Raw genomic sequence first — 423 nt, forward strand, 5'->3', positions numbered from 1 at the left:
GACGCTACACGGCGGCGTCGAGAACACCTTCGACGGGTCCGTGTACGTGCGTCGTGACGGGGACTCGAAGGTCTACGCGGCCCAGGGTTCGGTGCGATGGAGCCTGGACAAGGACACCTTCGCGCTGCGCTCGAAGGAGCTGCTCGGCGGACTGGAGGCGACCGCGCTCGCGACCATCGAGGTGCGGGCCCAGGAGCGAAGCTACGTGCTGCAGCACGAGACGGGCACGACGAAGTGGCGCCTGACGAAACCCGTGGCCGAGCGCGCGGACGAGGCTCGGGTGGCGACATTGTTGAAAAACTTGAAGGAGCACCGGGCGCTCGCCTTCCCCTCGGACTCCGCGCAGATGCGGAAGAAGCTGGGACTGGAGTCGCCGCTCGTCGATGCGCGCTTCACTCCGCTCTCGGGCGAACCCGTGCGCAT

General features: G+C 67.6%; 1 protein-coding gene. It reads left to right on the forward strand.

Annotated features, from left to right (window positions below):
• Positions 1-423, forward strand: a 423-nt coding sequence (locus tag D7Y04_RS42910; RefSeq protein WP_121763074.1) for a DUF4340 domain-containing protein, incomplete at both ends; no start/stop codon positions are given.

This window comes from Corallococcus sp. AB038B (genome assembly GCF_003668955.1).
Classification (GTDB): Bacteria; Myxococcota; Myxococcia; order Myxococcales; family Myxococcaceae; genus Corallococcus; species Corallococcus exiguus.